Raw genomic sequence first — 22339 nt, forward strand, 5'->3', positions numbered from 1 at the left:
CTCAGCCCACCCGCGGCCTGCGGCCCTCGATCGGATAGGCCGGATCGTTGTAGCCGGGCGTCGAGGCGTGGCCGGTCACGACCAGCCGGTCGATCAGCGCCTCGTCGTCGGCGGCAAAGGGATAGTCGAGCGCGCGGATGTAGTCGTCCCATTGCGCCTCGGTGCGCGGACCCGCGATCACGGAGCTGATGAAGGCGGAGTTGAGCACCCAGGACACGGCGAACTGTCCCGGCGTGAAGCCCTTCGTCTCGGCGTGACGCTTGATCTCCTGCGCCAGCTTCAATGACTCGGGCCGCCACTCAGTCTGCATCATTCGCGTATCGTTGCGGCCGGCGCGGGTGTCCGTGTCCGGCGGCGCATCGGGGCTGTACTTTCCGGTGAGCACGCCGCGCGCCAGCGGGCTGTAGGGCACGACGCCGAGGCCGTAATAGCCGCAGGCCGGCAGGTGCTCGACCTCGGGCATCCGGTTCATCGCATTGTAGTAGGGCTGGCTGACGACGGGGCGGTCGATGCCGCCTGCGTCGCAGAGACTGCAGATCTCGGCGAGCCGCCAGGCGCGGTAGTTGGAGACGCCGAAATAGCGGATCTTGCCGGCACGCATGAGATCGCCGATCGCGCGCACGGTTTCCTCGAGCGGCGTCGCGTGATCTTCCTTGTGCAGGTAGTAGAGGTCGATGTGCCCGGTGCCGAGCCGCCGCAGGCTTTCGTCCGCGGCCTGCAGCACCCAGCGCCGCGACAGGCCGGCGCGGTTGGGATCGTCGCCCATCGGGTTGGCGAGCTTGGTGGCGACGATCCAGCGGTCGCGCTCGCGCGCGATGGCGCGGCCGACCACCTCCTCGGAAGCGCCCTTGTTGTAGGCATCTGCGGTGTCGATGAAGTTGATGCCGGCGTCGCGCGCCTTGGCGATGATGCGGGCGGATGTCGGCTCGTCGGTGGGACCGCCGAACATCATCGTCCCCAGGCAGATCGGCGACACCTTCAGGCCGGAACGGCCGAGCTGGCGATATTGCATTCTTGCCTCATTTCAAACCGTCACCACCGCGGGCGAAGGGGATACGATAACTCTCTCAGCGCGTCATTGCGAGCGCAGCGACGCAATCCAGGGCCGGGTCGGGACTCTGGATTGCTTCCGCCTTCGCCCGATGGGCTTCGGCGGACACGTCGTCGCGACGCTCCTCGCAATGACCGAGAGGCGAGATCACGGCTCACTCGCTCTTCAGAATCTTGAACACGCCCGAGGCCATCGCGATCACGCGATGACCGGCCATGACCTCCGTGGTGATGAACACCAGGCTGCGGGTGATCCGCACCACATGCGGCCGCGACACCAGGGTCTCGCCGATCTTGCCGGACTCGACGAAATGCGTGTCGAACTGGATCGTCGCCATGTGCTCCTTGCCCGCGGCGTAGCGGGCCGTCATGCCGCAACTGCGGTCGGCCAGCGTCATGATCACGCCGCCCTGGACCAGGCCGCGGCGGTTGTGGTGCTTGTCCTCGGTGACGATGGCGTACTCGTGGACACCGCCGACGACCCGCTGCCACAGCGGGCCGATCAGATGCAGGAAACCGGAGGTGTCGACGATCTCCCAGCCGTCGGACGTCATCCTGGCCGCGGCCGATTTCGTCATCGCTGAAGACCCTTCCCGTTGTGGCCCGAGCCGGCCTGGAGATCGTTTCATCTGTCGCCGGCCTGGTGTAGTCAAGCTGCATGCCGATGCCGTTCGACGATGCCACGAGGCGGAAAATCGCAAGCTGCTGTGCCGGTTTCGTGCGGCTGGAGGCGGCTGCGGCCTCGCTGAAGCGCGCCGCGGTGGTGATCGCGCTGGCGCCGCACCACGAGACCGGCGACACGGCGCTGCTGCTCACTCTGCGCGCTGCCGGGCTGCGCAGCCATGGCGGGCAATGGGCGCTGCCGGGCGGACGCTGCGACGCCGGCGAAACGACGGTCGAGGCCGCGCTGCGCGAGCTCACGGAAGAGCTCGGGCTGGTCCTGGCGCCGGATGCGGTGCTGGGCCTGCTCGACGACTATCCGACACGGTCGGGCTATCTGATTACCCCCGTCGTCGTATGGGCGGCCAATGGCCGCACGCTGCGGCCGAATCCGGACGAGGTCGCCTCGGTGCACCGGATCGGCCTCGACGCGATCACGGCGGATGACGCGTTCGATTTCACTGCGATCCCCGAGAGCACGCGGCGCGTCATCCGTTTTCACGCCCGCGAGGGTCTCATTCACGCGCCCACCGCAGCGCTGATCTATCAGTTCCGCGAGGTCCTGTCCGGCCGCGACACCCGGGTGCACGAGCTGGAGCAGCCGGTGTTCGCCTGGAAGTAGCCGCCGTTTCGGCTACAAGGGCGGCATGCTGCATCAGCCGATTCGCACCCTTGCCCTGATTCTCGCCTGCGCCGTTTCCGGCGCGCCGCCTTTGCTGGCCGCGGAACCCGGCTCACCGGTCGCGCCCCGCGAAGCTTTGGCGCAGATGGCATCGCCGGCTGCGATTGCGGAGTATCAGCGCAAACTCGCCGAATATCAGCAGGCGCGGGCGGAGTTTGACCAGGAGGCGGGCGCCTATTGGAAGGCGATCGCCGACAAGCGCCGTGCGCGCAATGCCAAGCGCCGCGACCGCCAGCCGATCGGGCTCGACGACTATGTGCTGGAGCAGCCGCCGGTCTACACCGGGCCGAAGCGGCCGGTGAACCCCGAGCCGGAACCTGAGGGTGAGCCGCGCGAGCGCAAGTACATCCCTGTGGTCGCCGACCTCGTGAAGGCGGCACAGGAGCATTTCCAATGGTCGCCGCAGCGCCCCACCAACGACATCGATTTCAAGCGCGCCTATGCGCGCTTCGCCGCGGCGTCGGGACTGACGCGCGAGCAGGCGGTGCGCGTCTATGCCTTCGAGACCGGCGGCAACGGCAAGCATGACTCGCAATCGGGCTTCAAGGGCAACCGCGCGATCTCGACGGCGATCGGCTACAATCAGCTATTGACCACCAACAGCGTCGAGCTTCTGGCCGAGCAGGGCCCGCTGTTCATCCGCCTGCTCGGCGAACGCGTGGCGCAGACGTCCGGCCCGGCGCGGGGCGCGATGGAGCACAAGCTCGCGGTCCTGAAGAAGATGGTCGCGATTGCGCGCTCCGTGCCGGACGACTGGTCGGCGCATGAGAAGATCGGCAATACGCCGCAGGGGTGGGCCATGCATGCGATGGTGCTCGACATCGACGTCGGGCCGATGCTGCAGACCCACAAGCTCTTGACCTCGGTGCTGTTCGCGCGCGCCAAGGGCTACACCCGGCCGCTTTCCGCCGCCGAGCTCGAGATGATGAATCTCACCGGGGACGGCACCGGCTTCGACATGGTGACGATGCCGCTCGAGATGCGCGATCAGGTTCCGACCGCCAACTTCTTCCAGCGCGGCGGCTATGAGCGCAATCCGGTCGCCGTTCGCCACAACACCGTGGCGAAGCTGCTTGCGGTGACGGATGCCAGGATGGACTCGCTCAGCGGCCTGCCCGGCGCCAAGGAGCTGGCGGCGGCGTTCTGAGGCTGCGCTCGCTCGCCTTCACTCATCCGCGCCGAACGAGAAGCTGCCGTCGCCGTCGAGATAGGGGGCCGTCCGCATGTAGAGCTGACCGTTCTGGCCGACGAAGAACAGCGTGCCCTTCGGCACCTTCTTGGCGCCCTTGAGCAGCATGTCGGCGTTCTTGGTGCCCATCTTGTAGGCGAGCGTCTTGCCATCCTTGCCATAGGCGTAGCCCATGTCGGGCTTCAGCTCCCACGGCTCCGGCGGTGCCGCGCGCGCCGCGCTGGTCAGTGCGCCCAGCGCACCGAGGGCGATAAGGGCTTTCAGAACCGGGCTCTTCATGTCCTCCTCCAATCGATGTCGTCTCGAACAAATCGCGAACGATGAGGCAGCGTCAACGTCGCCCCGTCGCAGCGCAGTGATCGTTGGCGGATTTTTAAATTCGCCGATCTCGCGATTATCCTGCAGCGTGGTTTAGAAACATAGGCCAAGAAAACACTTTGGGGATGATTCGGATGAGCCTCGTCACGAAGATCGGTTGGGTTGCGGCGTTGTCGCTGGTGACGTTGGCATCCGCCCGGGCCGACGACTTCAAGCTGTCCAATAACCAACGCATCGCCTGCAGCCGCGGTCTCTCCGCCGGCAAGCTCAATACGGCCGTCTGCAAGTCCTACGCCTACCTCTTCAACGTGAAGACCTCGGAATATTTCCGCTGCCAGGTCTCACTGTCGCTGACCCGGGACAACAAGGAGGTCATCAACGTCCAGACCGACGGCGGCTGCACCAGGAAGCCGCGCGTGTTCGACACCGATTCCAAATACGAGTTCGACGCCACCGAGACCGAGCCGGCGAACACCAACTCCTTCTTCGGCAATGGCGGCTATTCGATCTGGGTGGCGGATACGACCCAGCAGAAGGTGCGCGGCTGCATGACGATCTCGTCCGGGCTCGGCTCGGACATCTCCAAGTGCCTCGACATGACGTTCCAATGACCGGCGGCCTTGCGAGCGAGGCGGCCCGCCGCTCTGGGCTGCACCTGCGGTTCAAGCTGGTGCTACTGTCAATGTAAGATTGAACGCGGGGCGCATCGGTTCCGGCCTCGCGCCGTGGGAGCGGGAGAGGCTGGTGCGCCAGTCTTTCGGATGGGTTGACCCCGCGCCCACAGCCGTCCAATTTGCGGCAAAATCAATGGGAGGATCCATGCGTTTTTCGAAAATCTCTGGCACTGCAACCGGTTTCATTCTGGCAGCCGCCTGCCTGCTCGCGGCGCCAGCGGCGCAGGCGCAGAGCTTCATCAACGTGCTCACCGGCGGCACGTCGGGCGTCTATTATCCGCTCGGTGTCGCGATCGGGAAGATCTACGGCGACAAGATCCCCAATGTGAAAACCCAGGTGCAGGCGACCAAGGCCTCCGTCGAGAACCTGATCCTGCTGCAGCAGGGACGCGGCGAGCTCGCCTTCGCGCTCGGCGACTCCCTGAAGGCCGCCTGGAACGGCGAGGAGGAGGCCGGCTTCAAGTCCAAGCTGGACAAGCTGCGCACGATCGGCGCGATCTATCCGAACTACATCCAGATCGTCGCGACGGCCGAGTCCGGCATCAAGACGCTGGCGGATCTCAAGGGCAAGAGCCTGTCGGTCGGCGCGCCGAAGTCCGGCACCGAGCTCAACTCGCGCGCGATCCTCGCCGCCGCCGGCATGAGCTACAAGGATCTCGGCAAGGTGGAGTATCTGCCCTTCGCCGAATCCGTCGACCTGATGAAGAACCGGCAGCTCGGCGCCACCTTGCAGTCGGCTGGCCTCGGCGTCGCTTCGTTGAAGGATCTGTCGACCTCGTCGCCGATCACGGTGGTGTCGGTGCCGAAGGAGGTCGTCGAAAAGATCGGTGCGCCGTTCGTGGCGGCGATCATCCCGGCCAACACCTATACCGGCCAGGACAAGGACGTGCCGACCGCGGCTGTGATCAACTATCTCGTCACCAGCTCGGCGGTATCAGACGATCTCGCCTACCAGATGACCAAGCTGATCTTCGATTCGCTGCCGGAGCTCGCCAATGCGCATGCCGCCGGCAAGGAGATCAAGCTGGAGACAGCGGCGCAGGACAGCCCGGTGCCGCTGCATCCGGGCGCGATCCGCTACTACAAGGAGAAGGGCATCCTGAAATAAGGAGCTGCTCGCCCGGCCTTCCTTGCAGGCCGGATCATTCGCAACCGGCTGCGCGGGAAGCCCTCCGCGCAGTCTTGTCGTTCAGGTGATTGCGGCCATGGTCAGCAGCGCCTGATGGGCGCGTTGGGGGGATCATGACGATCGAAGCCGTGAACATGGAAACGCCGGTCAAGGTCGAGTTCGACAATTTCGAGCACGGCTTTCCGGAAGGCTTCGGCCCCGGCCGCTGGGGCTATCTCGCCTACGGCATCGGGCTCGCCTTTGCGATATTCCAGCTCTATGTCGCCGCCTTCAACTATCTGCCGAGCCAGGTCGTCCGCGGCGTCCATGTCGGCTTCCTGCTGCTGCTGACCTTCGGCCTGATCGGCAACTTCACCGCCAAGACCGATGCGGGGCGCATCGCGGGCTGGACCATCGGCGCCATCGGCTTCCTCTGCGGCCTCTATCAGTGGATCTTCTATGCGGATCTGATCGCGCGCGACGGCGATCCGACGCGCACCGATCTCGTGGTCGGAACCCTGCTGGCGGTACTGATCTTCGAGGGCACGCGCCGGCTGATGGGGCTCGCGCTGCCGCTGATGTGCGGCGCCTGCCTGCTGTACTGGTTCTTCGGCCAGTATCTGCCGGCGCCGCTCAACCATCGCGGCTATGATTTCGATCAGGTGATTACACACCTGTCCTTCGGCACCGAGGGCTTCTACGGCGTGCCGATCTACGTCTCGGCGACCTACATCTTCCTGTTCATCCTGTTCGGCTCGTTCCTCGAGCATGCCGGCATGATCCAGCTGTTCACCGACGTCTCGCTCGGCCTGTTCGGTCGCACCCGCGGCGGTCCGGCCAAGGTCGCGGTGTTCGCCTCCGGCATGATGGGCACGATCTCGGGCTCGGGCGTTGCCAACGTGGTGACCGTCGGCCAGTTCACGATTCCGCTGATGATCCGGTTCGGCTACCGCCGCGCCTTTGCGGCCGGCGTCGAGGCCACCGCGTCGATGGGCGGCCAGATCATGCCGCCTGTCATGGGCGCGGTCGCCTTCATCATGGCCGAGACGCTGGGAGTCGACTACTCGGTCATCGTCAAGGCGGCCGTGATCCCGGCCATCCTCTATTTCGCCTCGGCGTTCTGGATGGTGCATCTGGAGGCCGGCAAGCACGGCCTGACCGGGATGAAGCCGTCTGAAATTCCGAGCGCCTGGAAGGCACTGGTGGCGCGCTGGTACCTCGTGCTGCCGCTCGCCGCGCTGGTCTACATGCTGTTCGAGGGCTTCACGCCGCTGTATGCGGGCTCGATGGGACTCGCGCTGACGGTGGCGCTGATCCTGGGCACCTCGATCACCATGGGCTTCTCCAACCAGGTGCTGCGTTACGTGTTCTGGATCGGGCTGGCGCTCGTCGTCGGCGCGCTGTCGCGCAACGGCCTGCAGATCGTACCTGTCGCCTCCGTCGTCGTCGCGCTCATCGTCATCACCGGCTTCGTGCGCGGCGGAATGGGCACCTTGCACGCCTGCCGCGATTCTCTGGCTGAAAGTGCGAAGTCGGCGCTGACCGTCGGCATGGCCTGCGCGATCGTCGGCGTCATCATCGGCATGATGACGCAGACCGGCGTCGGCTCGATCTTCGGCAGCTGGGTGATCGGCCTCGGCAAGACCAGCCTGTTCGCGGCGCTGATCATGACCATGCTGCTGTCGATCCTGCTCGGCACCGGCATTCCGACCATCCCGACCTACATCATCACCGCGGCACTGGCGGCCCCTGCGCTCGCCAAGCTCGGCGTGCCGCTGATCGCGAGCCACATGTTCGCGTTCTACTACGGCATCATGGCGGACCTCTCGCCACCGGTGGCGCTGGCGGCGCTGGCGGCGGCGCCGATCGCCAAGGAGAATCCGGACAAGATCGGCTGGGAGGCGATGCGGATCGCGCTCGCCGGCTACGTCATTCCCTTCATCTTCGTCTACTCGCCGGCATTGATGCTGCAGGCCGGCGACCCGATGGAGGCGCAACTCGGCTTCATCGGCGCGGTGGCGTATGCCTCCGTCAAGGCGCTGATCTCGATCGGCCTGTTCGGCATGGTGGCGATCGGCTTCCTGTACGTGCGCATGACCCTGGTCGAGCGCCTGCTGGCGTTTGTCGCGTCGGTCTGCCTGCTCGGCGAATTTCCCTACAGTGACGTGCTGGGATTTGCCCTGGCGGTGGTGATCGTGGCGTGGCAGTGGCGGCAGCGGCCGCCGGCTGCTGTGGCGGCCTCCGCTTGAGCCTCTGCCTCGCGTCATCGGGTGTGGTGAAGGCGCTGACGCTCGCCGGCTTCACTTTGGCTTGGACCCACTCGGTCGAGAAGACCGCGTGGCAGGAGGATTGGCGCGTCACGGCCGATGGTCTCGAACTGGTGCAGGCGCGCGTCAAGGGCTCGGGCGCGGGCATGGAGCCGCCGCCGGAGGCGCGGCTGGTCGACGGCTGGTTCCAGTGGCAGACCCAGCGGGGGCCGCTGTCGCGGATCGTGCTCGCCAATTCCGGCGCGGCTGGGGAGTGGCGCATCTGTGCGGACGGGCAATGCCGGACGCTGTCGGACATTTTCGGCCATGACATCGGCGCCTCGACCATCACGATGAGCGCCTGTAGCGAATAACGAACGACGGGAGCACGCGATGGATCGTCTCGAGGGCAAGGTGGCGCTGGTTGTGGGTGCCGGCTCGATCGGACCGGGCTGGGGCAATGGCAAGGCCACGGCCGTGACCTTTGCCCGGCACGGCGCCAAGGTTTTCTGCGTCGACCGCAACAAGGACGCCGCCGCGGAGACGGCCTCGATCATTTCAGGCGAAGGCGGGCAGGCCGAGGCGTTCACCGCCGACGTCTCGAAGGCCGTCGAGGTCGAGGCGATGGTGAAGGCTTGCGTTGCCGCCTATGGCCGTATCGACGTGCTCGACAACAATGTCGGCATTGCGGAGATGGGCAGCGTGGTCGATGTCGATGAAGCGGAATGGGACCGCGTGTTCGCGGTCAACCTGAAGAGCGCCTATCTTGCCATGAAGCACGTCATTCCAGTGATGATCGCGCAGGGCGGCGGCTCCATCATCAACATCTCCTCGGTAGCCTCCATCCGCCAGGTCGGCATCTCCTATGTCAGCTACGGCGCCAGCAAGGCGGCGATGAACCAGATGACGCGCACGACCGCGGTCGAGTTCGCGCCGAAGCACGTCCGCGTCAATGCGATCCTGCCCGGGCTGATGAAGACACCGATGGTCGAGCACTCCGCTGGGCTGGCTGCGAGCTACGCCAAGGGCGATGTCGAGGAGATGTGGAAGAAGCGCGATGCGCAGGTGCCGATGGGGCATATGGGCGATGCCTTCGACGTCGCCAATGCTGCGGTGTTCCTCGCCTCCGACGAGTCGCGCTATGTCACCGGCACCATGCTCGTGGTCGATGGCGGGTTGACCTGCAGGAGTTAGGTCTCGCCGCTCTCGTCATTGCGAGCGAAGCGACGTGTCCGCCGTAGCTCGAAGAGCGAGGGCGGAAGCAGTCCGGAGTCTCTCGGGAGCTCTGGATTGCTTCGTCGCCTTCGGCTCCTCGCAATGACGGTGGTGTGGAACGGCTTTGTCTTGTTGAGGGCTATTGCGCCATCGCCAGCATGCCGCCCGCGAATGCATGCCATGCCGAGGTCACGCTGATCGGCCAGTTTAGGAGCTTCACGGCGATCAGCGCGAGCCCGCCATAGACGTAGACCGGGTGGACACGTCCGAACGTGCGGCGGTCGTGGATGATGGCGACGACGAGCAGCAGGTAGGCGACGAAAGCCGGCGGGATCGTTACGAACACCGGCGGCGGGCCGAGCGGGCCGGGCGGCGCCAGGAATGTCAGGAACCAGCGCGCCACGGCGGCGTCGAGCAGCGAGATGCCGGCGAGCAGCATCAGCCGCTTGTGCGTTTCCGGCCGGCGCAGATGGACAACCGCGAGCGTAAAGACCACGGCAAAGAAGGCGATGCCGCTGAGCGGCACGATGGCAAAGGCGATGCCCTCATTGACCTGCCCCATTGCCGCAGAGCGCTTCATCGCCTCGATGGCAACGAGGAAGCCAAAGATCGTCATCGCCGTGGCGAGCGATACGCCGAAGATGCCGAGCGAGCGGTGCCGCGCCGTGCGTCCGGATGCGGCAAGCCAGCTCTGCAGCGCGAAATACAGAGTCCAGGTGAAGAACAGGAAGCCGTGGAAATGAATCACGGGCGCGCCGGAGAATGAGCCGCGGGCCAGTGGCAGCCAGTAGGTCGGTGCGAAGCCGATGATCGCAATGGCCATGCAGGCCAGAGCCATGTTGAAATAGAAATAGCGCGCAGGGGACGCAACGACGCCGCGTGCGTGCGAATTGTCGGTCAGAATAGTCATGCGGTTGTGTCTGCTGGGATCGCAACAGGTTCAAATGGCGACCGAGGGCATCGCCGGGGGCGCGCATCCACAACATCGCGAGGGGAATGCGCGGCACGACCACACGCATTTTTGTCGGGGCCGCAATCAGCTCGCGAGCGCCCGTTCGCAAGGGGCGCCTTCTGCAGGAAAGGACTGTCGCACCGCGGCTGCCGCTGTATAGTTGAAGTCGCCGCGGCGGCGGCTCCGCCCGCGCCGTGCCGGATCGCCCACGACCTGAGAGAGCCATCTGCCTTGACCGCATCCATCTCCTCATGGGCTGCAGCCGATCGCCGGGATGGGATGCTGCGCCTCGCAGCGCTTGTCACGCTCGGATGGCTGGTCTCGACCCAGGCCCATGCGGTCGGCGCGGCCGAGCCCGGCAAGGAGCCGGCGGTGGATGCCGGTGCCTGCATGGCGGCCTCGGAGGCGCGCGATGGCGACAAGGTGCTCACCGAATGCGGCGCCGTGATCGACAATCCCAAGGCCGCGAGGGCCGATCGCATCAATGCGCTGATCGCGCGCGCCTCGATCTTCATCATCAGGGGTGAGATCGATCGCGCCATCGCCGATTACGGCGTGACCTTGCAGCTCAACCCGACGCTCGCCAGCATCTTCAATGCGCGCGGCGAACTGCATCGCAAGAAGGGCGACCGTCCGAAGGCGCTGGCCGATTTCGCCGCGGCGCTGCGGCTCAATCCGGATCACGCCAGCGCCCGCAGCAACTACCACGCGCTCGCAGTGGAGCTCGAGCGCCTGGGCGCGCAGATGGCCGTCGCGGGCAGGCCGAGCTTCAATTGCGCCATGGCGCGGCGCGCCGTGGAGAAGGCGATCTGCGCCGATCCGGAGCTCGCCAATCTCGATCGCGAGATCGACGGCGCGCAGGCCCGCGTCGTTCGCGAGGCGGCCGGCCCCGCCGCGGCACGCGCCCTGCAGCGCGAGCAGGACGCGTTCATCGCGCGGCGCAACGCCGGCTTTGGCAAGCCCGGCTACGATCTCAAGAAGGCGATGCAGGACCGCTTGCGGCGGCTGAACGGCGTCGACGGCTATTGACCATCGGCGTGGCCGCTTGAACCGGGTTCCGGCCGGAGACGACAACGGGGGAGATCAGCGTCTCACCCGCAACAGTCGAAATTCGAGCCGAGTCCATGCCGATGCACGCTTTCATTCGTTCGATTTCATCCCGCTCGTCTTACCTCGCGCTGGGTCTTGCAGCCGGGCTTGTCCTTGGCCTCGGGGCCCGGCCAGCATTCGCCTCGGACCCCGAATGCGCTTTGGGCAGCAAGGCGCCTCCGTCCGAACTCATCGCCGCCTGCTCGACAGCAATCGAGCAGGCATCGGGTTCGACGAAGGATCAATCCATCGCCCTGGTCGCCCGTGCCGACGCCCGTGCGCGTACCTCGGGCGGTCTGACCCAGGCCCTGAAGGATCTCGACCGTGCCATCGCGCTCGACGGCAAGAATGCGCGCGCCTACCGGCTGCGCGGCGACCTGATGCGCGAAGCCGGTGGCGATGCCGGCAAGGCGACCGCCGATCTGAGCATGGCGATCTCGCTCGATCCGAATGACGCCGAAGCCTTTGAGCTGCGTGGCGTTGTCCATACCGAGCAGCGTCGTCTCGATCGCGCTCTGGCCGACTACGACCAGGCGATCCGGCTGAAGCCCGACTACGCGCAGGCCTATGCCGACCGGGGCGTCGCCTTCTACCTGCGCGGCGACAATGAGAAGGCCGTGCGCGACTATGACGAGGCGATCCGGCTCGACCCGGAACGGCCGCGCACATTCACCAATCGTGCCGCGGCCTACAAGAAGCTCGGCCAGATGGACAGGGCGCTGGCCGATGACGACGAGGCGATCCGGCGCGATCCGAAGGTGTCGGAATATTATGACAATCGCGGTCTCACCTACGCCGCCATGAAGGAGTACGACAAGGCGATCGCCGATTATGACCAGGCGATCACGATGGAGCAGCGGGCAAATTTCTTCACCAACCGCGGCGATTCCCATCAGTTCAAGAACGAACTCGGCGCGGCGCTCAGCGACTACGACGCCGCGCTGCGGCTCGATCCGAATTTCGCGCTCGCCTACAACAACCGCGCGGTGTTGTTCAAGAAGATGGGTGAGCGCGCCAAGGCGCTGGCCGACTACGAGGCGGCGCTGCGGCTGGATCCCGGTAACGACAATGCCATTGCCGGTCGGCGCGTCGTGCTGGCCGAGATCAAGAAGTTCGGCGCCGAGCCGCCGCGTCCGTTGAACGCCCCGTCGGAGCGCAGCGGGCCGTCCTTCGACTGCGCCACCGCCGTACGCGAGGTCGAGAAGGTCATCTGTGCCGACCCGCAGCTCTCGGTGCTCGATCTCGGCATTTCCGAAAGCTATGCCCGGCGCTTGAAGTCCTCCCGCGGCCGCGCCGCTGCCGAGCTGCGCGGAACGCAGCGTGACTTCATCGCCGAGCGCAATGCCCGCTTCGGCAAGCCGGGCTACGACCTTCGTCTAGCCCTGCAGCGTCGCCTGGATACCCTCCGCGACGCAGCGCATTGATCCGGCCCGGAAAATGGCCCGGACGTCCGGCTCGCCTGATCTGGATCAATTCATGACGGCTTGAACTGTCGCTTTGTCCCGTGACAATAGTCGGGAATAAACACAGTTTGGGGAAACGTCATGAGCGCTGCGAGCCGCTATCACGAGGTCCATGCACGGTCGCTGCAGGACCCCGAAGGGTTCTGGGCCGAGGCCGCCCGCGCGATCGATTGGATCGAGCCGGCCAAAAAGATCTTCGATCCGTCGATGGGCGCCTATGGCCGCTGGTTCACTGGGGCCGTCGTCAACACCTGCTACAACGCGCTCGACCGCCATGTCGCCGCCGGCCGCGGCGAGCAATTGGCGCTGATCCACGATTCGCCGCTGACCAGCTCCGTCACCCGGCTCACCTATGCCGAGATGCTGAAGGAGGTGCAGACGCTCGCCGCGGTCATGCAGGATTTCGGCGTCGTCAAGGGCGACCGCGTCATCCTCTATATGCCCATGGTGCCCGAGGCGATGGTGGCGATGCTTGCCTGCGCCCGCATCGGCGCGGTGCACTCGGTCGTGTTCGGCGGCTTCGCGGCCAAGGAGCTTGCCACCCGCATCGACGATGCGACTCCCAAGCTCGTGTTGTCGGCGAGCTGCGGCATCGAGCCCGGCCGCATCGTGCAGTACAAGCCGCTGCTCGACCAGGCGATCGAGCTCGCCGACAACAGGCCCAAGGCCTGCATCATCCTGCAGCGCCCTGAGCATGTCTGCGAGCTCAAGCCCGGCCGCGACTATGATTGGGCCGCGTTGCGCAAATCCGCGCTCGCCAACGGCAAGCTCGCGCCGTGCGTGCCGGTGCTCGCGACCGATCCGCTCTACATCCTCTATACGTCGGGTACGACCGGCAAGCCGAAGGGCGTCGTGCGCGACAATGGCGGCCATCTGGTTGCGCTGAAATGGTCTATGGAGAACCTCTATGGCATCAAGCCGGGCGAGGTGTGGTGGTGCGGCTCGGACATCGGCTGGGTGGTCGGCCACAGCTACATCATCTACGGCCCGCTGATCCACGGCGCGACGTCGGTGATGTATGAGGGCAAGCCGGTCGGCACGCCGGATGCCGGCGCGTTCTGGCGCGTCATCAGCGAGCACAAGGCCGTGGCGCTGTTCACGGCGCCGACCGCATTCCGCGCCATCCGCAAGGAGGACCCAGAAGGCACCTTGCTGCGCCAATACGATCTGTCGCAGTTTCGCACGCTGTTCCTGGCCGGCGAGCGCGCCGATCCGCCGACGGTGGAATGGGCCGAGCAGCAGCTCAAGGTGCCGGTCATCGACCACTGGTGGCAGACCGAGACCGGCTGGTGCATCGCCGGCAATCCGGTCGGCCTCGGCCTGTTGCCGGTCAAGCATGGCTCGCCGACGGTGCCGATGCCCGGCTATCAGGTCGACATCGTCGACGAGGCGGCGCGACCCGTGCCGGCCAACACCATGGGCTCGATCGTGATCAAGCTGCCGATGCCGCCGGGTTGCCTGCCGACTCTGTGGCAGCAGGAGGATCGCTTCAAGGAGTCCTACCTCAGCGAGTTCCCCGGCTACTACAAGACCTCCGACGCCGGCTTCAAGGACGAGGACGGCTACGTCTTCGTGATGGGCCGCACCGACGACATCATCAATGTCGCCGGCCACCGGCTCTCGACCGGCGGCATGGAGGAAATATTGGCCTCGCATCCCGATGTCGCGGAATGCGCCGTGCTCGGCATCAAGGATGCGATCAAGGGCGAGGTGCCGTGCGGCTTCATCGTGCTCAAGGCCGGTGTCTCGCGCAGCCCGTCGCAGATCGAAAAGGAGATCGTGGCGCTGGTGCGCGACAAGCTCGGACCGGTCGCTGCGTTCAAGCTCGCGATCACCGTCGGCCGCTTGCCGAAGACGCGCTCCGGCAAGATCCTGCGCGGCACGATCAAGAAGATCGCCGACGGCGAGCAATGGAGCATGCCGGCCACGATCGAGGATCCCAAGGTGCTCGAGGAAATCGGCGAGGCGCTGAAGAGCCGGGTCTGAAGCGGCGCCGCTGAACGTACCCCGGGCTTGACCCGGGCGCCCATTGTCGTCAAGCAACGGCCGAGACCAGCCCGATTGACGAGAATGGAACGTTCGATGCGACAGACCTCCGCCCGCCTGGCCTTGGTGCTGATGGCCGTATTTTCGCTCACGGCCTGCGCCTCCCGCAACCAGGGCCCTGCAGTGGCGCTCGGCAATGACGATGACGATGCGGTCTGTCAGGCCGGCGGCAAGGTCGCGCCGGGCTCCGCCGAATATGTCGCCTGCCGTAAGGACCGCGACGTGCAGCGGCAACGCGCCGAGGCGCGCGCCGATCGCCGGCAGCGCGATCTCGGCGAATACATGATGAACCATCCCGATCGGCCCTGAGCGCACGTGCAAGCGCCTCTCATGGCGCGTGACTTCGATGCAACAGTTGCGTGACATCGGCACTGCAACAATGCCGATTGATTGAGATCAAATCCAAGTCCATGGCGTCCCTGCCACATCTGCGACCGCAAGGCGCGGCTGTGCCCGCGCAAATGTTGCTCAAGGGTGGCTATGGGGACTTCGATGAACAGAATCTTGAAACTTTCGTCGTCGCTGCTGGTGCTGGCGGCGATCTGCGGAGCCATGGGCTCGGCGCAAGCAGCCGACCTGCAGGCGGCGCCGGTCTACACCAAGGCGCCGGTGGTCGAAGCGTGGAATCCGTGGATGCTTCGTGTGCGAGCGCTCGGCGTGCTGCCGGATGCCGGCGGCTCCAGCGTGAACGTGACCGGCGTGCCGGCGCTGTCGTCGCCGAACTCCGGCCTGTCGATCTCCAACTCGGTCGTGCCCGAGCTCGACATCAGCTACTTCTTCACCAGGAACATCGCGGCCGAGTTGATCCTCGGCGTCACCCGGCATTCCATCGGCGGCACCGGCTCGCTCGACGGTCTCAACATCGGCAAGGCGTGGCTGCTGCCGCCGACGCTCACCCTGCAGTATCACTTCACCGATTTCGGCGCCTTCAAGCCCTATGTCGGTGCCGGCGTGAACTACACGGTCTTCTTTAACCAGAGCGCCGCGAACCAGGTGTGGAACGGTCTTGCCGTCACCAACCTGCACATCTCCAACCAGTGGGGCGCCGCGGTCCAGTTCGGCTTCGACTACATGCTCGACAGGCACTGGGGCTTGAACGTCGACGTCAAGAAGCTGTGGCTGCAGCCGAACTACTCGGCGACCGTCAACGGCGCAATTCCGGTCACCGGCCGCGCCAACATCGATCCGTGGCTGGTCGGCGTCGGCGTCACCTACAAGTTCTGATTTTTTCAGTTCCTCCCAGACTGCCATGGCGCCGGCATCCCCGGCGCCATTTTTTTGGGAGGTCTGTTTTGGCGAAGCTTGGTTTGTCGCGAGTCCCGCGCCTCCCCACCGCTGTCGTCCCGGCCTTGAGCCGGGACCCATACGCCGCAGCGGGAGTGAGAAACGAGGCGCTGAGTCACAACCATCTCGGGCGGTTACGCAAGCCGGCGGTTATGGATCCCGGCGTTCGCCGGGACGACACTGAGTGCGGGGCTGGCGCCCGCGAGTGAAGCGAGGAAGACGAACGCGCTCGCGTCCTACTCCTCGTCGTCCTGCTTCTTGCCGCCGATGGTCTTGAGCTTGGCGAACACGGCGTCGACGTTGAGATCGTCCTCGTCGCGGCCCGCCGGCTCGTACTCGTCCTTGCGCGTGGTCTCGGAGGCCGGGAGCAGGGTGGCGCCGCTGTAATTGGCGTCGAGCGGCTTTTCCTTGGCGGCACGCTGGACCTCGAAGTCGAGCTCGATCTGCGAGCACAGGCCGAGCGTCACCGGGTCCATCGGCGTCAGCGTCTGCGCATTCCAATGGGTGCGGTCGCGCACGCTGGCGATGGTGGTCTTGGTGGTGCCGACCAGGCGCATGATCTGGGCGTCCTTGAGCTCGGGATGGTTCCGTACCAGCCAGAGGATGGCGCTCGGGCGCTCGTGGCGGCGCGACACCGGGGTGTAGCGGGGGCCCTTGCGCTTGGGCTGCGGCGGCAGCACCACCTTGCTCTCCTGCAGCCGGAGCCGGTAATTCGGGTCGCGCTCGGCCTTCTCGATCTCCTCACGGGTGAGCTGCCCGGTCGAGATCGGATCCATACCCTTGATGCCTTGGGCGGCGTCCCCGTCGGCAATGGCGCGCACCTCGAGCGGGTGCATCTTGGTAAAATCGGCGACCTGGTCGAAGGTCAAGGCAGTATTGTCGACCAGCCACACGGCAGTTGCCTTCGGCATCAGCGGGGCGTTGCTCATGGCAAATCTCCTTTGTGCTCCGCCCCGGCCCTGGAGGCGAAACCTGCGGTCATCGGCGATGACGGGAATTGGCCCTATATAAGCCGTCCCGGGGGCATGGCGCAATGGCCTGGAGAAAACGGCCTTGACAGCGCTCGAAAGCAGTCCCAAGTCCTACCCAAACCAGTGTCAGACCCAAGCTCCTCGCGTATCGACCGCCCCCGCTTGCCGGCCCGGGGGTCCGTGGTCGCCGAAACCAGCCCGCAAAGATCAGCTTAGACCAGCCCCATGGCAGCCAAACCAGACCTCAAAATCGTGCTTTGCTCGCCGCGCGGCTTCTGCGCCGGCGTGGTGCGCGCCATCGACACCGTGGAGCGGGCGCTCGCCATCTATGGCGCCCCGGTCTATGTCCGCCACGAGATCGTGCACAACAAATACGTCGTCGACAGCCTGAAGACCAAGGGCGCCATCTTCGTCGAGGAACTGGCGGAGATTCCCGACAGTACCAACGCACCGGTGGTATTTTCGGCGCATGGCGTGCCGAAATCGGTTCCGGCCGAGGCCCAGGCCCGCAATTTCTTCTCCCTGGACGCGACCTGCCCGCTGGTCACCAAGGTCCACCGCGAGGCGGCGATCCACTTCAAGCGCGGCCGCGAGATCCTGCTGATCGGCCATTCTCACCATCCGGAGGTGGTCGGCACCGTCGGCCAGCTTCCGGCGGGCGCCGTGACGCTGATCGAGACCGCCGAGGACGCGGCGACCTTCACCCCGAAGGATCCCAACAACCTCGCTTTCGTCACCCAGACCACGCTGTCGATCGACGACACCAAGGATATCGTCGCGATCCTCAAGGGCCGTTTCCCGAACATCTCGGGCCCGCACAAGGAAGACATCTGCTACGCCACCACCAACCGCCAGCTGGCGGTCAAGAAGGTGGCGCCGGTGGTCGACGCGCTGATCGTGGTCGGCGCACCGAACTCGTCGAACTCGCAGCGCCTGCGCGAGGTTGCCGAGCGCGAGGGCTGCCCGATTGCCGTGCTGGCGCAGCGTGCCTCGGACATCGACTGGGCGCGCTTCGAGGGCATCAAGAGCCTCGGCATCACCGCCGGCGCCTCGGCGCCGGAGGTGATCGTCGAGGAGATCATGGGCGCCTTCGCCGAGCGCTACGTGCTCCATGTCGAGACGGTCTCGGCGGCGGAAGAGAACGAATTCTTCCCGCTGCCGCGCTCGCTCCGGCCGGAAGCCGCGGCCGAGTAAAGGCGGCCCTGGCGGCCGCTCTTTTTGGTCCACCGCCGGCGCATCCGTCTTGAACGCGGCGCCCGCATGCGCGATGAAGGGCGCAAACGAGCCTCCCCGGTGATGAAGTTCGCGTCGGGGGAGGCGGGGCCGGCGAACTTCGAGAACCAGGACAGGGTATGGCGGTCTATACCGACGTCGCCGCCGACGAGCTTGCGGACTTCCTCAAGACCTACGACATCGGCGAGCTGCTCTCCTACAAGGGCATCGCCGAAGGGGTCGAGAACTCCAACTTCCTGCTGCACACCACCAAGGGCTCCTTCATCCTCACGCTGTACGAGAAGCGCGTGGCGGTGGACGATCTGCCGTATTTTCTCGGGCTGATGGCCCACCTCGCCGAGCGCGGCGTGAGCTGTCCGCAGCCCGCCCGCAACCGCGACGGGGCGGTGTATTCGAGTCTGTCCGGCCGGCCCGCGGCGATCATCAACTTCCTGGAAGGCATGTGGCCGCGCAAGCCGAACGTCACCCACTGCGCCGGCGTCGGCGCGGCGCTGGCGCAGATGCATCTGGCCGGACGCGACTTCCCGCTGGTGCGCAAGAATCCGCTCTCGGTCGCCGGCTGGCGGTCATTGTTCGCGCAGGCCGCCGACCGCGCCGACACGGTGCAGGCCGGCCTCTCCGCGCTGCTCTCCGCCGAGCTCGATCATCTCGGGCGCTCCTGGCCGACGCATCTGCCGGAAGGCGTCATCCACGCCGATCTGTTTCCGGACAACGTGTTCTTCCTCGGCGACAAGCTCTCGGGGCTGATCGACTTCCCGTTCTCCTGCAACGACATTCTGGCGTATGACGTCGCGATCTGCCTCAACGCCTGGTGCTTCGAGGCCGATCATTCGCTGAACGTCACCAAGGCGCGCGCCTTCTTCAACGCCTATGGCCGCGTCCGGCCGCTGTCGGAGGCCGAGCAGGAGGCGCTGCCGCTGCTGGCGCGCGGCGCCGCGATCCGCTTCCTGCTGACGCGGCTGGTGGACTGGCTCAACGTGCCTCCCGGCGCGCTGGTGAAGCCCAAGGATCCGCTCGAATATGTCCGCAAGCTGCGCTTCCACCAGGCGGTGACCAGCGTGCGCGACTACGGCATCGGTGGAGCCGTGGCGTGAGCGAGCATCCGGTCGTCAGCATCTACACCGATGGCGCCTGCTCGGGGAATCCGGGGCCGGGCGGCTGGGGCGCCATCCTGCGCTTCGGCGACAAGGAAAAAGAGCTCAAGGGCGGCGAGCCGCACACCACCAACAACCGCATGGAGCTGATGGCCGCGATCTCCGCGCTGGAAGCGCTGAAGAAGTCGTGCCAGGTCGAGCTCTACACTGACAGCCAATATGTCCGGCAGGGCATCACCGGCTGGATCCACGGCTGGAAGCGCAACGGCTGGAAAACCGCGGACAAGAAGCCGGTCAAGAACGCCGAGCTCTGGCAGCGGCTCGATGCCGCGCTGAAGCCGCACAAGGTCAATTGGCACTGGGTCAAGGGCCATGCCGGCCACGCCGAGAACGAGCGCGCCGATCAACTGGCGCGCGATGGCGTGGCGATGGCCAGGATGCAGAAGAACGTGCGGGGCTGAGGTCTTCTACGGTTGTGAGTTTGATCGTCATTCCGGGGCGACGCGAGAGCGTCGAACCCGGAATCTCGAGGTTCCGGGTTCGCTTCGCGCCCCGGAACGACTGATCATCTGCAGCAGTGCGTTGTCTACTTACAGCTGCCCGAGCAGCGTGTCGCCGCCGGAGACCTCGACCTTGCCCGGAGCGGCTTCGAGGTTCAGCTTGGTGACCTTGCCGTCCTCGACCAGCATCGAATAGCGCTTGGAGCGGATGCCGAGGCCGGCGCCGGAGGCGTCGAGCTCCATGCCGATCGCCTTGGTGAACTCGGCATTGCCGTCGGCCAGGAACACGGCCTCGTCGCGCTGGTCGGTGTCGCGCTTCCAGGCATTCATCACGAAGGCATCGTTGACCGAGACGATCGCGATGGTGTCGACGCCCTTGTCCTTCAGCGCATAGGCGTTGAGGAAGATGCTCGGCAGATGCATCTTGTGGCAGGTGCCGGTGTAGGCGCCGGGCACCGCGAACAGCGCGACCTTCTTGCCCTTGAAGATGTCGTCGGTGGTTTTGACCTGCGGGCCCTCGCCGGTCATGACGCGGAATTGGGCCTGCGGCAGCTTATCGCCAACCTGGATGGTCATTCGAGTTACTCCTTCCCCTGGATGTGTCTTTTGAATGTGTCTTGCGCGGTGCGCGCTACACTATTCGGCGCGCCGGAAACGGCAACGGCCCGCCGTGATCACGTATCCGTCATCGCACGTCCGTCATCGCATGCCGGCGGTTGCGGCGCCAATGGACTCAGGCCGCGGCTGCCGGCTTCTTCTTCTCGTCGCGCAGCTCCCGGCGCAGGATCTTGCCGACATTGGTCTTCGGCAGCTCGGTCCTGAACTCGATCTGCTTCGGCACCTTGTAGTTCGTGAGCTGCTCGTGGCAGTGCTTGATGATGTCCTCGGACGTGAGGTCGGGATCCTTCTTCACCACGAAGGCCTTGACGACCTCGCCGGTCTTCTCGTCCGGCAGCCCGATCACGGCGGTCTCCAGCACGCCCGGATGGGTCGCGATCACTTCCTCGACCTCGTTCGGATAGACGTTGAAGCCGGAGACCAGGATCATGTCCTTCTTGCGGTCCACGATCTTGATCGCGCCGTCCGCGGCCATCACGCCGATGTCGCCGGTGCGGAAGAAGCCGTCCGCGGTCATCACCTTGGCGGTCTCGTCGGGCCTGTTCCAATAGCCCGCCATCACCTGCGGGCCCCTGGCGCAGATCTCGCCGGGCTGGCCGAGCGGCACCTCGTTGCCGTCGTCGTCGCGGATCGACAGCCAGGTCGACGGCAGCGGCAGGCCGATCGTGCCGGTGAACTCGGTCGAGGTCGGCAGGTTGCAGGTCAAGACCGGCGCGGTCTCCGACAGGCCGTAGCCTTCGGCAATGCTGCAGCCCGTCACCTGCTTCCACTGCTCGGCCACCGGGCGCTGCACGGCCATGCCGCCGCCGTTGGAGACCTTCAGCTTGGAGAAGTCGATCTTGCGGAAGTCGGGATGATGCAGCAGGCCGTTGTAGAGCGTGTTGACGGCCGGGAAGGTGGTGACCTGATACTTCATCAGCTCCTTGATGAAGCCGGGGATGTCGCGCGGATTGGGGATCAGCAGATTGGCGCCGCCCGCGCGCACCGCGAGCAGGAAGCAGCAGGTCAGCGCGAAGATGTGGTAGAGCGGCAGCGCGCAGACGATCAGCAGCTGATCGACATGCGGCGGCTTGTCCATCACTGGCTGCAGCCACGCATCGTTCTGCAGCACGTTGGCGACGACGTTGCGATGGAGCAGCGTGGCGCCCTTGGAGACGCCGGTGGTGCCGCCGGTATATTGCAGGAAGGCGACGTCGTCCGGACCGATGGTGGGCTTCTGGAAGCGCTTGCCGCGGCCGGCGGCGAGCGCATCGTTGAAGGGCACGGCGCCCGGCAGCGAGAACGCCGGCACCATCTTCTTCAGGCGACGGACGACGAGGTTGACGATCACGCCCTTGAAGCCGAGCAGGTCGCCCATGCTGGCGACGACGATGTGCTTGACCTGGGTGTGGCCGACCACCTGCTGCACCGTGTGGGCAAAGTTCTCCAGCACGATGATCGCCTCGGCGCCGGAATCCTTGAGCTGGTGCTCGAGCTCGCGCGGCGTGTAGAGCGGGTTGACGTTGACGACGGCGTAGCCCGCGCGCAGCACCGCGGAGATCGCGATCGGATATTGCAGCACGTTCGGCATCATCAGCGCGACGCGCGCGCCCTTGGCCAGCCCAAGGCCCTGCAGATAGGCGCCCAGCGCGACCGACATGTCGTCGAGCTCGCGATAGCTGATCGCCTTGTCCATGCAGATGAAGGCGCGGCGATCGGCGAATTTCCTGAAGCTCTCTTCCAGCAGGTCGACGAGCGACGGGTATTTGCCCGGATCGATATCGGCGGGAACGCCGGCCGGATAGTGCTTGAGCCAGATGCGCTCCATGACCCTTCCTCTCTGATCGTCTCTTGTTCGTGTATTGGCGTCCGCCAGCCTCGCTCGGGAAGCTGGCGGCGGCCAATATCGAATTTCCGGCCCTTCAAGGCAAGCGGCCGGCGTGTCGACGAAAGCGGCAGGGTAAGGAG

The 22339-nt window shown here is 65.7% G+C and carries 22 protein-coding genes; 15 read left to right on the forward strand and 7 right to left on the reverse strand.

Annotated features, from left to right (window positions below; all coding sequences use genetic code 11):
• Position 1 precedes the first annotated feature (1 nt).
• Together QX126_RS19080 and QX126_RS19085 are read right to left on the reverse strand one after the other, a co-directional pair.
• Positions 2–1012: an aldo/keto reductase gene (locus tag QX126_RS19080; protein ID WP_315782937.1), complete on the reverse strand. Its 1011-nt coding sequence runs from the start codon at positions 1010–1012 to the stop codon at positions 2–4.
• A 193-nt stretch (positions 1013–1205) separates the two neighbouring features.
• Positions 1206–1628, reverse strand: a complete 423-nt coding sequence (locus QX126_RS19085; protein ID WP_315736104.1) for a PaaI family thioesterase — start codon at positions 1626–1628, stop codon at positions 1206–1208.
• An 80-nt stretch (positions 1629–1708) separates the two neighbouring features.
• Here QX126_RS19085 and QX126_RS19090 point away from each other — a divergent pair, with 80 nt between their 5' ends.
• Positions 1709–2332 carry a CoA pyrophosphatase gene (locus tag QX126_RS19090; RefSeq protein ID WP_315782939.1) on the forward strand — a complete coding sequence of 208 codons (624 nt, stop codon included), beginning with the start codon at positions 1709–1711 and terminating at the stop codon, positions 2330–2332.
• 25 nt (positions 2333–2357) lie between these two features.
• Entirely contained in the window at positions 2358–3539 is a 1182-nt protein-coding gene (locus tag QX126_RS19095) for a hypothetical protein (protein ID WP_315782941.1), read from the forward strand.
• 18 nt (positions 3540–3557) lie between these two features.
• On the opposite strand, the gene QX126_RS19100 is transcribed toward QX126_RS19095, so the two are convergent.
• Positions 3558–3860, reverse strand: coding sequence for a hypothetical protein (locus QX126_RS19100; RefSeq protein ID WP_315736110.1), 303 nt, complete (start codon positions 3858–3860; stop codon positions 3558–3560).
• 173 nt (positions 3861–4033) lie between these two features.
• Between QX126_RS19100 and QX126_RS19105 the strand changes: the two genes are divergently transcribed.
• The 5 genes from QX126_RS19105 to QX126_RS19125 all read left to right on the forward strand — a co-directional run bounded on the left by QX126_RS19105 (position 4034) and on the right by QX126_RS19125 (position 9121).
• The gene (locus tag QX126_RS19105; protein WP_315716312.1) at positions 4034–4510 is read left to right on the forward strand and encodes a hypothetical protein; all 477 of its coding nucleotides are present in this window, start codon (positions 4034–4036) and stop codon (positions 4508–4510) included.
• 208 nt (positions 4511–4718) lie between these two features.
• Positions 4719–5681 (forward strand): TAXI family TRAP transporter solute-binding subunit, encoded by a 963-nt coding sequence (locus QX126_RS19110; protein ID WP_315782943.1) that lies wholly within the window; start codon positions 4719–4721, stop codon positions 5679–5681.
• Between the two features lie 155 nt (positions 5682–5836).
• Complete coding sequence (locus QX126_RS19115) at positions 5837–7930, forward strand: TRAP transporter permease (protein ID WP_315737016.1); 2094 nt, start codon at positions 5837–5839, stop codon at positions 7928–7930.
• Entirely contained in the window at positions 7927–8301 is a 375-nt protein-coding gene (locus tag QX126_RS19120) for a DUF1850 domain-containing protein (RefSeq protein WP_315736115.1), read from the forward strand. Before QX126_RS19115 ends, QX126_RS19120 begins: the two co-directional genes overlap by 4 nt.
• 19 nt (positions 8302–8320) lie before the next feature.
• Positions 8321–9121 (forward strand): SDR family oxidoreductase, encoded by an 801-nt coding sequence (locus QX126_RS19125; protein WP_315736117.1) that lies wholly within the window; start codon positions 8321–8323, stop codon positions 9119–9121.
• Positions 9122–9281: 160 nt separating this feature from the next.
• On the opposite strand, the gene QX126_RS19130 is transcribed toward QX126_RS19125, so the two are convergent.
• Positions 9282–10052 (reverse strand): hypothetical protein, encoded by a 771-nt coding sequence (locus QX126_RS19130; RefSeq protein ID WP_315782944.1) that lies wholly within the window; start codon positions 10050–10052, stop codon positions 9282–9284.
• Between the two features lie 321 nt (positions 10053–10373).
• Between QX126_RS19130 and QX126_RS19135 the strand changes: the two genes are divergently transcribed.
• From QX126_RS19135 to QX126_RS19155, 5 genes are all read left to right on the forward strand, one after another.
• A complete protein-coding gene (locus QX126_RS19135) occupies positions 10374–11123 on the forward strand; it encodes a tetratricopeptide repeat protein (RefSeq protein ID WP_315783193.1) in 750 nt (249 codons plus the stop codon).
• A gap of 101 nt (positions 11124–11224) precedes the next feature.
• A complete protein-coding gene (locus tag QX126_RS19140) occupies positions 11225–12607 on the forward strand; it encodes a tetratricopeptide repeat protein (protein WP_315783194.1) in 1383 nt (460 codons plus the stop codon).
• Positions 12608–12727: 120 nt separating this feature from the next.
• On the forward strand, positions 12728–14632 hold the full coding sequence (locus tag QX126_RS19145) for a propionyl-CoA synthetase (protein WP_315782946.1): 1905 nt from the start codon (positions 12728–12730) through the stop codon (positions 14630–14632).
• Between the two features lie 96 nt (positions 14633–14728).
• Positions 14729–15001, forward strand: coding sequence for a hypothetical protein (locus QX126_RS19150; protein WP_315736121.1), 273 nt, complete (start codon positions 14729–14731; stop codon positions 14999–15001).
• A gap of 183 nt (positions 15002–15184) precedes the next feature.
• Entirely contained in the window at positions 15185–15916 is a 732-nt protein-coding gene (locus tag QX126_RS19155; RefSeq protein ID WP_315736122.1) for an OmpW family protein, read from the forward strand.
• Between the two features lie 296 nt (positions 15917–16212).
• On the opposite strand, the gene QX126_RS19160 is transcribed toward QX126_RS19155, so the two are convergent.
• A complete protein-coding gene (locus QX126_RS19160; protein WP_315736123.1) occupies positions 16213–16905 on the reverse strand; it encodes a DUF1013 domain-containing protein in 693 nt (230 codons plus the stop codon).
• A gap of 267 nt (positions 16906–17172) precedes the next feature.
• On the opposite strand from QX126_RS19160, the gene ispH reads away from it, so the two are divergent.
• The 3 genes from ispH (at position 17173) to rnhA (ending at position 19735) form a co-directional block, all read left to right on the forward strand.
• Positions 17173–18141: a 4-hydroxy-3-methylbut-2-enyl diphosphate reductase gene (ispH, locus tag QX126_RS19165; RefSeq protein WP_315716301.1), complete on the forward strand. Its 969-nt coding sequence runs from the start codon at positions 17173–17175 to the stop codon at positions 18139–18141.
• A 158-nt stretch (positions 18142–18299) separates the two neighbouring features.
• Complete coding sequence (locus tag QX126_RS19170; protein ID WP_315736124.1) at positions 18300–19274, forward strand: homoserine kinase; 975 nt, start codon at positions 18300–18302, stop codon at positions 19272–19274.
• Positions 19271–19735, forward strand: a complete 465-nt coding sequence (gene rnhA, locus QX126_RS19175; RefSeq protein WP_315736125.1) for a ribonuclease HI — start codon at positions 19271–19273, stop codon at positions 19733–19735. The genes QX126_RS19170 and rnhA overlap by 4 nt, the downstream gene beginning before the upstream one ends.
• Before the next feature lie 129 nt (positions 19736–19864).
• On the opposite strand, the gene QX126_RS19180 is transcribed toward rnhA, so the two are convergent.
• Together QX126_RS19180 and QX126_RS19185 are read right to left on the reverse strand one after the other, a co-directional pair.
• Entirely contained in the window at positions 19865–20350 is a 486-nt protein-coding gene (locus tag QX126_RS19180) for a peroxiredoxin (protein ID WP_315758853.1), read from the reverse strand.
• Positions 20351–20507: 157 nt separating this feature from the next.
• Complete coding sequence (locus QX126_RS19185) at positions 20508–22199, reverse strand: long-chain fatty acid--CoA ligase (RefSeq protein ID WP_315782948.1); 1692 nt, start codon at positions 22197–22199, stop codon at positions 20508–20510.
• Between the last annotated feature and the right edge of the window lie 140 nt (positions 22200–22339).

Source organism: Bradyrhizobium sp. SZCCHNPS1003 (genome assembly GCF_032381555.1).
GTDB lineage: Bacteria > Pseudomonadota > Alphaproteobacteria > Rhizobiales > Xanthobacteraceae > Bradyrhizobium.

What these genes read in the sequence shown, in the direction of transcription:
- ispH (WP_315716301.1), top strand. Translation starts at nt 17,173, where the DNA reads ATGGCAGCCAAACCAGACCTCAAAATCGTGCTTTGCTCGCCGCGCGGC.
- QX126_RS19080 (WP_315782937.1), bottom strand. Translation starts at nt 1,012, where the DNA reads ATGCAATATCGCCAGCTCGGCCGTTCCGGCCTGAAGGTGTCGCCGATC.
- QX126_RS19160 (WP_315736123.1), bottom strand. Translation starts at nt 16,905, where the DNA reads ATGAGCAACGCCCCGCTGATGCCGAAGGCAACTGCCGTGTGGCTGGTC.
- QX126_RS19145 (WP_315782946.1), top strand. Translation starts at nt 12,728, where the DNA reads ATGAGCGCTGCGAGCCGCTATCACGAGGTCCATGCACGGTCGCTGCAG.
- QX126_RS19155 (WP_315736122.1), top strand. Translation starts at nt 15,185, where the DNA reads ATGAACAGAATCTTGAAACTTTCGTCGTCGCTGCTGGTGCTGGCGGCG.
- QX126_RS19085 (WP_315736104.1), bottom strand. Translation starts at nt 1,628, where the DNA reads ATGACGAAATCGGCCGCGGCCAGGATGACGTCCGACGGCTGGGAGATC.
- QX126_RS19135 (WP_315783193.1), top strand. Translation starts at nt 10,374, where the DNA reads ATGCTGCGCCTCGCAGCGCTTGTCACGCTCGGATGGCTGGTCTCGACC.
- QX126_RS19130 (WP_315782944.1), bottom strand. Translation starts at nt 10,052, where the DNA reads ATGACTATTCTGACCGACAATTCGCACGCACGCGGCGTCGTTGCGTCC.
- QX126_RS19185 (WP_315782948.1), bottom strand. Translation starts at nt 22,199, where the DNA reads ATGGAGCGCATCTGGCTCAAGCACTATCCGGCCGGCGTTCCCGCCGAT.
- QX126_RS19140 (WP_315783194.1), top strand. Translation starts at nt 11,225, where the DNA reads ATGCACGCTTTCATTCGTTCGATTTCATCCCGCTCGTCTTACCTCGCG.
- QX126_RS19125 (WP_315736117.1), top strand. Translation starts at nt 8,321, where the DNA reads ATGGATCGTCTCGAGGGCAAGGTGGCGCTGGTTGTGGGTGCCGGCTCG.
- QX126_RS19095 (WP_315782941.1), top strand. Translation starts at nt 2,358, where the DNA reads ATGCTGCATCAGCCGATTCGCACCCTTGCCCTGATTCTCGCCTGCGCC.
- QX126_RS19110 (WP_315782943.1), top strand. Translation starts at nt 4,719, where the DNA reads ATGCGTTTTTCGAAAATCTCTGGCACTGCAACCGGTTTCATTCTGGCA.
- QX126_RS19180 (WP_315758853.1), bottom strand. Translation starts at nt 20,350, where the DNA reads ATGACCATCCAGGTTGGCGATAAGCTGCCGCAGGCCCAATTCCGCGTC.
- QX126_RS19105 (WP_315716312.1), top strand. Translation starts at nt 4,034, where the DNA reads ATGAGCCTCGTCACGAAGATCGGTTGGGTTGCGGCGTTGTCGCTGGTG.
- QX126_RS19100 (WP_315736110.1), bottom strand. Translation starts at nt 3,860, where the DNA reads ATGAAGAGCCCGGTTCTGAAAGCCCTTATCGCCCTCGGTGCGCTGGGC.
- QX126_RS19170 (WP_315736124.1), top strand. Translation starts at nt 18,300, where the DNA reads ATGGCGGTCTATACCGACGTCGCCGCCGACGAGCTTGCGGACTTCCTC.
- QX126_RS19090 (WP_315782939.1), top strand. Translation starts at nt 1,709, where the DNA reads ATGCCGATGCCGTTCGACGATGCCACGAGGCGGAAAATCGCAAGCTGC.
- QX126_RS19115 (WP_315737016.1), top strand. Translation starts at nt 5,837, where the DNA reads ATGGAAACGCCGGTCAAGGTCGAGTTCGACAATTTCGAGCACGGCTTT.
- QX126_RS19150 (WP_315736121.1), top strand. Translation starts at nt 14,729, where the DNA reads ATGCGACAGACCTCCGCCCGCCTGGCCTTGGTGCTGATGGCCGTATTT.